Below are 7,629 nucleotides of genomic sequence, written 5' to 3'. Positions count from 1 at the left end.
TTAGGGGAAGGAAATGCCATCCCTGGATAATCGCGATCAGTCGTACCGGAGAGAAGGAACAACCTTGTTGATTACCCAGAAAATGGCAAATGGCGTTGCCGCCACAGTGAGAGCGCCGAAAACACCTTCTTTATAGGTTTCAAGATTATGGGGCCAGAAGGGAATGTGATAATGCATGAATCCTGCAAATGACAGAGAAAACGCCTGGCCGCCGATAACAACGTTCCAACGCATCATGAACACGCCGAAAAGAATCAGGAGCAGTGCCACCACAGTCCGCTTGATGTCGAGTTTCGGCAGCAGGAGCAGAATAAACGGCAGGAGATTACCAAGCCCATACTGGAGAATGAAAATTTTGACGAAATCCTCTTCATACATGACTTCCCGCAGAATATCCCAGGATTTCATCGCCGTATAACCACGGAAGATGAGATCAAGAAGCTCAAGGGATATCGCCGCCACCAGAAAGCCCAGAAGATAGCGGGAGGCTTTCTTGACAACGTCCATTTCCACACCACGGATATGCAGTACGGATTGATCGCCCATGCCCCGGGCGAGAATCGCCTTGAATTTCTTCCACTCCATAATCGCGATATAGGTGATCATGCAAAGGGCAATACCTGAAACAATCGCTGACATGATAAAAATAACCGGCATCAGAGGCGACATCCACAGGGCGTTTGCCTTGACCGAACCGAAAATAAATCCCGCATATCCATGCAGAAAGCAGGCAACCGGAATACCGATGGCCGCGAGGATCTTTACCGCTTTTTTATCCTTGGCAACCGCCGCATCACTGATATCAAATGCACCCAGGGTAAGAATTGTATAGAGAACAGACATAAAACGACTTCCAAAATCATCCTTGCCCTTCAGTTCGGCAACCTGTTCAACAAAATATTTCCTGTAAACAAACCAGATTTCACTGATAACGATAAGCGCATAGGTTGAAAAAACTATGCCGAATGCGGCAATCGCCGAGGTGAAATGCGGCGTGAACATGACATTTATGCCGCGCAGCGGCTGCTGCAGATGATACATCAACGGCATCATCGCCACCGGCAGCAAGGCCAGGGAAAATACCAGCGAAAATCTTGCCATGTCCTTGAGATCTTCCTGCCCGAAAACATGATACAGCGATGACAGCACAAACGCCCCTGCCACCAGACCGGTCATATAAGGATACATGACGATCTGTATACTCCAGTAGATAAACTCGTTGGGGTATACAAAAAGCTGTTTCGTTGTCCACTCCAATCCATGTACTACTAATTCTTCCGTCATCGCCCTACCTCACGTTAGTATCTAGTCCGATATAAAACACCTGTGGTTTGGTGCCGTATTCATCTTTTAAAACTGCTACACGCTCATTCATGATGATCTTGGCCACCGGATCATCATGGTCCTTCAGGTTGCCTAATTGTCGTGCCCCGAAAGGACAGGCCGCAACACAGGCGCTCTCCAGACCCTTGGTGATGCGGTGGTAGCAGAAGGTGCATTTCTCCGCAACCTTGTGAACCGGATGGAAAAAGCGGACCCCATAGGGACATGCCATAATGCAGTATCCGCAACCGATACACCATTTCCGGTCAACCAGTACCACTCCGTCTTTCGTCTGATAGGTGGCGCCCACCGGACAGACCTGCACGCAGGCAGGGGTTTCACAATGGTTGCATAATTTCGGAACGAAAAAAGCTTTTGAAATATCTTCAGGGAGGATTTCCTTGTCGCGGATCTTACCGTCAGTGAAACCATCCCTGCCGCCCATGGGTGAATCAATGTGGGTCTTGCCGTCTTTGGTGACCACATATCGCTCAACCCAGGTTCTGGTAACCGGCGCATCATAAGGCACCTCATTTTCATTTTTACAGGCCTTGACGCACAAACCGCAACCAACACATTTTTGAGTATCAACCACAAAGGCCCAGCGGACATTGGCGTCGCCAATTGATGCCTTGACCTGGGCCGGGCTCAAAAACTTGAACGCGCTCAACGGAACAGAGGCAGCAATGGTTCCCGCAAGCGTCTTTTTCAATAAATCTCTACGCGAGTAACTCATTACATATCCTCCAGACTGGGTTTATGCGGATTATGACATTCACTGCATTGGGTATCAGGATTATGTTGTTTTGGATTAATGCCGGGAATCTCTGAGCGTTGACTGGAGGGATAAGCAAGGTCGGCATGGCATCGCAGACACAATGCCCGACTCCTGTCGATAGCAAGAGCTTCCGGATTTTCCGGATGCCCGAGTGCCGGGCCATGGCAGTTTTCACACTCAATGATTCCGTGCTTTGAAGACATATTCTCTTCGTACTTTTCTTCGTGGCATTCCTGGCAATAAGCCTTGCCACGGTATTTGAGGGGAAATTCCTTCCACTCGTCAACATTGCTTGCTCGATAAAAACCGTAGGTAAAATTTTTCCCATTAACCCCAAAATCCTCCGGGACCATCAGATGCCTGGCGATCAAGACCAGAGCAATCACCCCCAGCGCCACCCACAGCGGACGCAACACATGGTTTCTCATTTATCCCTCTCCTTTTCGCAGTAAGAACATAAAAAACAAGGGCTGGACAATCAAAAAAATTTGTAAATTCAGCCCTTTAAATCAGAACACCAATACATACCACAATGTGGTACTTTTTTTCTTTGGCAGTCTATACCACATTGTGGTATACGTAAACAACATTTTTCTTGCGGATTATAAAAAAGTCTAGATGGTATTTAAAATTTACACAAATGAATTTGAAATGAATCAATTCTTCGTCTGGGAACGACATTGATGACTGAAACACACCTTGAGGAAAAAATATCCCGCCTCACCGACCATGTCATGTACCTCACCGACAAGATCGATATTGTCGAAACCAGACTGGCTTACTTAGAAAAAAATCGGGGCATCGAACCGAGTCCCGACCATCCGGCAATGGCTCCCTTATATCACGGTCAGGATATGCCGCCCGATGAACTCTGGTCAAGTTTCGGGAAATCCTCTTTTCTGCCGCGTGTGGCCACCGTCTGCTTTATCCTGGTCTTTGCCCTTGTCCTGCGGACCCTGGCTGACAGCGGTCTTATCAATCATCAGGCGGGTTCTTTTATCGGCATCGGTTATGCGTCGCTGCTCATAGCAGCAGGCTGGTTGTTAATCTCGCAAAAAAACCGCTTAGCGCCGGTTTTCCCGGTTTGCGGCGCCTTATTAATGTATGTGATTGTCATTGAGACCCATACGAGATTCGAGCCGGTCACCTCCCTTACCGCGTATGCCATCCTGTTTCTTACCATGCTGACAATTGTCAGAATCGGCCTGCGCTTTCAGGTTGTAACCTTTCTGGGAGTTGGTCTTATCGGCGCAAGTGTCTCGGCAATGATTATTGATTTTCCAAGGCCTGCATTCTACCAGTTAGCCGTTTTTCTTTTTGCCACCAACATCATAGCTTTTATGATTGCTGAGAAAACCCGCAGCAGGTGGATCCAGATAACTCTTTTCATCCTGACCCTGCTGTTCTGGTTCATCTGGATGATCAAACTGCATTTCCCCCTCTCAAAGGGATTACCCCTTCCACCCGGCGTATCATTATCCTGGTTTATCCCGCTGACCCTGATTGCGTCTTCATCAATCATGGCGTATTCCATCTATAAATCTTTTCACAAAGGCCATAAACTTGAAATATTTGAAATCATTCTACCAACGGTGAATATAATCTGGTCCTATGCAGCCTGCTGGGCAGTACTGGTCCCATGGCTTGGTCATGACCGCTGGCTCGGCATTGCCGGTGTTGTTGGCGCAATCGTTCACTACGGAGTTGCCGGCGGCATTTTCAAATTCAGCAAGGAAGGCGGCCCGGGAATCTGTTCGTTTACCTTTGCCGGATCTTCTCTGCTGATCATGGCGGCACCCGCCGCTACCGGAAATATACTGATCGCCCTGCCTTTCTGGGGTGCTGTCGCCTTAGGCCTGACCCTGGCATCACAGGCCTGCGAAGTCGGTGGAATCCGCCTGACGTCGTACCTCATGCAAATCCTCGCCTGCTCTCTGGGGGTTGCCTATGGCGTCTTCTCTCCCGGAACATCCGCCCCGTATGCAAGTATACTGGTTGCCGCTTTTCTGGCGGTAATCAGTGGTATTCAATATTTCTGGAGCAGAAAACACCCTCTGACCTGCAGCTCAGGATTATTCACAAAATTTGACCCTGCAGATCGTTCAGCACACTTTTTACTGATTGTATCGCTGATAAACGGTTTTTTCATGTTACAGCTCGGTGCGTATCTCATCCTGGCAACACAAACCGACAATCTGAATAATGCCCTGATAGGAGCCCAATCCCTATTCATTAATACAGGAGCGATATTTCTTCTTTCCCTGGGACTCATGCAAAAACACAAAGAAATTCTCTATACGGCCATTGCCCTTGCCTTAATCGGAGCATTTAAGGTGTTCGGCTATGACCTTTTTAATGCCCACGGCATACCGCTGGTGATAAGTGTTTTTTCCTTCGGGGCGGTGGCTGCGGTGGGATCCGTGGTCCTGGGCCGATGGCCGCAAACCGAGAATTCTTAAAAAAATTTACTTGCGATATCCGATCAGATATCATATTCAAGCTGACTTTGTTTAAAATAAAATATCAATCAGATCAGGTGAATCAATTGTCCACAGTAATCAAACATACCGTCCGACTTTTAATCTTTCTCGCTGTAATATTTATGACAATCAACACGGTTGTCGCCTATTCTTTCCCTTTCCGTGAATTTGAGGAAGGTGACCCCGTTCCGGATGTAACGCTGCAAAATTATGAGCAAGGCAAGGACCCCATCAGTTTTTCAAAAATAAAAGGTAATCCTTTCGTCGCAGTATTCTGGGGTGCCGATATGCCTGAAAAAATGAAGCACGCAGCAGAAACCCTCAAAGAAGTTCATGCCCTTGCCCCATTTCTTGCAGAACGTAATATCCGGCTGTTTTCCGTAAATATCCAGGGAGACGTATCAACTATTATCGATACCGTCATCAGCCAGTCAACCGACAAAATTCCGGTGTATCTTGATCAGGACCGTGTGGCATATGGGACTCTGGGCGTGTTTGTGATGCCCGCCGTGCTGGTGGTGGACAAAGACGGCAAGGTTTTCGCAGGCATGGGATACAGTCATGACATGGTTGACCGGCTCAAAGGTGCGATTGAAATTATGCTCGGTGAAAAAACCAAGGAGCAGGTTGAGGCCGAACTCCACCCTGAAATGATTGAAAAATCCGCAGAAGAAAAGGCCGGAAACCGCCACCTCAATTTCGGGCTCGTTCTGTTGAAGCGCGGGCTTCAGGACCCCGCCATCCGTGAATTCGAAAAAGCCCTTGAAGTCAACCCGGAACTCAACCAGGCTCGTATTGAACTGAGTTGTCTGTATCTTGATAAAGGTCAACTTGATGAAGCACAGGGAGCAATCAGCAAAGGCCTTGAATTAGAACCCGATTCACTGCGCGGCAAAATCTGCCTCGGGAAAATCAAGCTCAAAAAAGGGCAATTGGCCGATGCTGCAGCCGATTTCAAGGCTATTCAAAATGATAATCCGGGCAATCATGAATCCCATTACTATCTCGGCAAGGTTTATGAGGAGCAGAAACTCCTGAAGGAGGCCATGGCGGAATATAAACTGGCTTTCGAGATTCTTCAAAAAGAAATACGGGCAAAAGACCCGGATCTCAATGGTGAAATTCTTAAATAACCTGCAGCACAACAATTTCATCCACAAAAGAAAGGCCTGCGGCTGATTCTGATTATGAGTTGCAGGCCTGGTCATTCATCAGAGCTTTCATCTGTTTATAATCAGCGCCGAATAATTTTTGTTTGGTTATTCCCTTGTTCCATGCCTATTATGTATTTATTAATTTCATAATAATTTTCGATAATCGAATAAATTGAACGCCTGAAAAACGCCTTTATCTTTTCAGCCAAAAAGGAAATACTTCCATGCCGGATAGCATCAAACATAAAATGGGCACCACAGTCACCGAGCACATTCTCCTTTGTGAGCACGAATTCCCCGCCGCCACCGGTCAGTTCACCCGCCTGTTATCGGAATTGATCACCGGCGCAAAACTCATATCCCGTGAAGTCAATAAAGCGGGATTGCTTGCTGACATCCTGGGTGCAACCGGTGGCACAAATATCCAGGGAGAAAAAGTAAAAAAACTTGATGATTTTGCCGACAAGGTATTCATCTGGCGCATGCAGCGCTCCGGTCTGCTCTGCGCCCTTGCTTCTGAAGAAAACGAGGGGGTGATTGAGGTGCCGGAAAATCTGCCCCGCGGTAATTATGTGATCATTTTTGATCCGTTGGACGGATCCTCCAACATTGATGCAAATGTCAGCATCGGCACCATATTTTCCATATACCGATGTTTGGAGACAGTGGATTGCAGTTCTCTTGAAAATTTTCTGCGCCGCGGAAGTGAGCAGGTTGCAGCAGGCTATTTTCTCTATGGATCGAGCACCATGCTGGTCTATACGGTGGGCAGCGGTGCGCACGGTTTCACCCTCGACCCGTCGGTGGGAGAATTCCTCCTTTCACACCCGGATATCACCATGCCTGATCACGGAAAAATTTATTCGGTAAACGAGTCAAACAGCCTCTACTGGGATGAACCGACCAACAGAACCATCAACTATTTCAAGTCCACAAACAATAGTCTCGGCAGGCCGTACAATTCCCGATATATCGGTTCCATGGTTGCTGATTTCCACAGAAACCTGCTCTACGGCGGCATTTACATGTATCCGGCGGATTCCAATGATCCGCAGAAACCTCATGGCAAACTACGCCTGCTCTGCGAGGCGGCGCCCATGGCCTTCATTGCCGAGCAGGCGGGCGGCGCCGCAACCGACGGCAAGCAACGCATCCTTGATATCAAGGCGGAAAACCTTCATGAAAGAACACCGCTCTTTGTGGGCAGCAAAAAAGATGTTGAGGAAGCCACCGCAATAATGCAGGGAAAAATCCCTGGAAGATAATTTTTTCTCATTTTGTTCTGTGCCTCTTCGTATCTGTCTTAAATTTCAGGATCTTTTTCTAGACGCAGGTGTTTCGGCTTTATCGAACTGCTTCGCTGGTCGACGAAATCCCGCTTCCTGCGGATTCGTCGGTGCGTGACTTCCTGTCATGCACCCCACGGGCCTGATCGCTCCGCATTTCGAGCCGGGCGCAAGACGACTTCAAAATATCCTGAGACTTCAGGTCTCCAGATAATGAGCATGAAATGGTGCTACGACATATTTCCTTTTAAACATACAAAAAGCTATAACATTCTAACTCTTCAGAAGGAGACAGACATGGGTGAGGCAATCCGGATCAGTTGCGACGAGGCCAGGGCAAAGGTGCAATCAGGACAGGCGCTCCTGGTGTGTGCATACAATAAAGAGGAAAAATTCAACAATAACCATCTTGACGGCGCAGTGTCCTTTGCCGATTTTTCCGAGATGGCATCGAAACTTCCAAAGGATAAGGAAATCATCTTCTACTGCGCCTGACCTGCGGAGGGAAGCGCTGCCGGTCAGGCAGTAAAATTTGCCGAACAGGGTTTCACAAATACCAAAGCACTTCTGGGTGGTGTTACCGCCTGGAAGGAGGCCGGATTGCCCAT

7 protein-coding genes are annotated in these 7,629 nt (G+C 48.0%); 4 read left to right on the top strand and 3 right to left on the bottom strand.

The window, feature by feature from the left end; translation table 11 throughout:
• Positions 1-36 precede the first annotated feature (36 nt).
• The 3 genes from nrfD to KKE17_01745 are packed head-to-tail and all read right to left on the bottom strand — an operon-like array spanning position 37 to position 2,529.
• The gene (gene nrfD, locus KKE17_01755; protein ID MBU1708707.1) at positions 37-1,284 is read right to left on the bottom strand and encodes a polysulfide reductase NrfD; all 1,248 of its coding nucleotides are present in this window, start codon (positions 1,282-1,284) and stop codon (positions 37-39) included.
• Positions 1,285-1,288: 4 nt separating this feature from the next.
• Entirely contained in the window at positions 1,289-2,059 is a 771-nt protein-coding gene (locus KKE17_01750) for a 4Fe-4S dicluster domain-containing protein (protein MBU1708706.1), read from the bottom strand.
• Entirely contained in the window at positions 2,059-2,529 is a 471-nt protein-coding gene (locus tag KKE17_01745) for a cytochrome c3 family protein (GenBank protein ID MBU1708705.1), read from the bottom strand. The genes KKE17_01750 and KKE17_01745 overlap by 1 nt, the downstream gene beginning before the upstream one ends.
• A gap of 255 nt (positions 2,530-2,784) precedes the next feature.
• On the opposite strand from KKE17_01745, the gene KKE17_01740 reads away from it, so the two are divergent.
• From KKE17_01740 to KKE17_01725, 4 genes are all read left to right on the top strand, one after another.
• Positions 2,785-4,560 (top strand): hypothetical protein, encoded by a 1,776-nt coding sequence (locus tag KKE17_01740; GenBank protein ID MBU1708704.1) that lies wholly within the window; start codon positions 2,785-2,787, stop codon positions 4,558-4,560.
• A gap of 143 nt (positions 4,561-4,703) precedes the next feature.
• Entirely contained in the window at positions 4,704-5,714 is a 1,011-nt protein-coding gene (locus tag KKE17_01735; GenBank protein ID MBU1708703.1) for a tetratricopeptide repeat protein, read from the top strand.
• Positions 5,715-5,983: 269 nt separating this feature from the next.
• Complete coding sequence (gene fbp, locus KKE17_01730) at positions 5,984-7,000, top strand: class 1 fructose-bisphosphatase (GenBank protein ID MBU1708702.1); 1,017 nt, start codon at positions 5,984-5,986, stop codon at positions 6,998-7,000.
• Positions 7,001-7,318: 318 nt separating this feature from the next.
• Entirely contained in the window at positions 7,319-7,516 is a 198-nt protein-coding gene (locus KKE17_01725) for a rhodanese-like domain-containing protein (protein ID MBU1708701.1), read from the top strand.
• The last annotated feature ends 113 nt before the right edge of the window (positions 7,517-7,629 follow it).

It is taken from the genome of Pseudomonadota bacterium (assembly GCA_018823135.1).
Lineage (GTDB): Bacteria > Desulfobacterota > Desulfobulbia > Desulfobulbales > CALZHT01 > JAHJJF01.
This window is presented reverse-complemented; position numbering and strand designations above follow the sequence as displayed.

Coding starts and splice junctions, on each gene's coding strand:
- nrfD (MBU1708707.1), bottom strand. CDS start 1,284: ATGACGGAAGAATTAGTAGTACATGGATTGGAGTGGACAACGAAACAG.
- KKE17_01750 (MBU1708706.1), bottom strand. CDS start 2,059: ATGAGTTACTCGCGTAGAGATTTATTGAAAAAGACGCTTGCGGGAACC.
- KKE17_01745 (MBU1708705.1), bottom strand. CDS start 2,529: ATGAGAAACCATGTGTTGCGTCCGCTGTGGGTGGCGCTGGGGGTGATT.
- KKE17_01740 (MBU1708704.1), top strand. CDS start 2,785: ATGACTGAAACACACCTTGAGGAAAAAATATCCCGCCTCACCGACCAT.
- KKE17_01735 (MBU1708703.1), top strand. CDS start 4,704: ATGACAATCAACACGGTTGTCGCCTATTCTTTCCCTTTCCGTGAATTT.
- fbp (MBU1708702.1), top strand. CDS start 5,984: ATGGGCACCACAGTCACCGAGCACATTCTCCTTTGTGAGCACGAATTC.
- KKE17_01725 (MBU1708701.1), top strand. CDS start 7,319: ATGGGTGAGGCAATCCGGATCAGTTGCGACGAGGCCAGGGCAAAGGTG.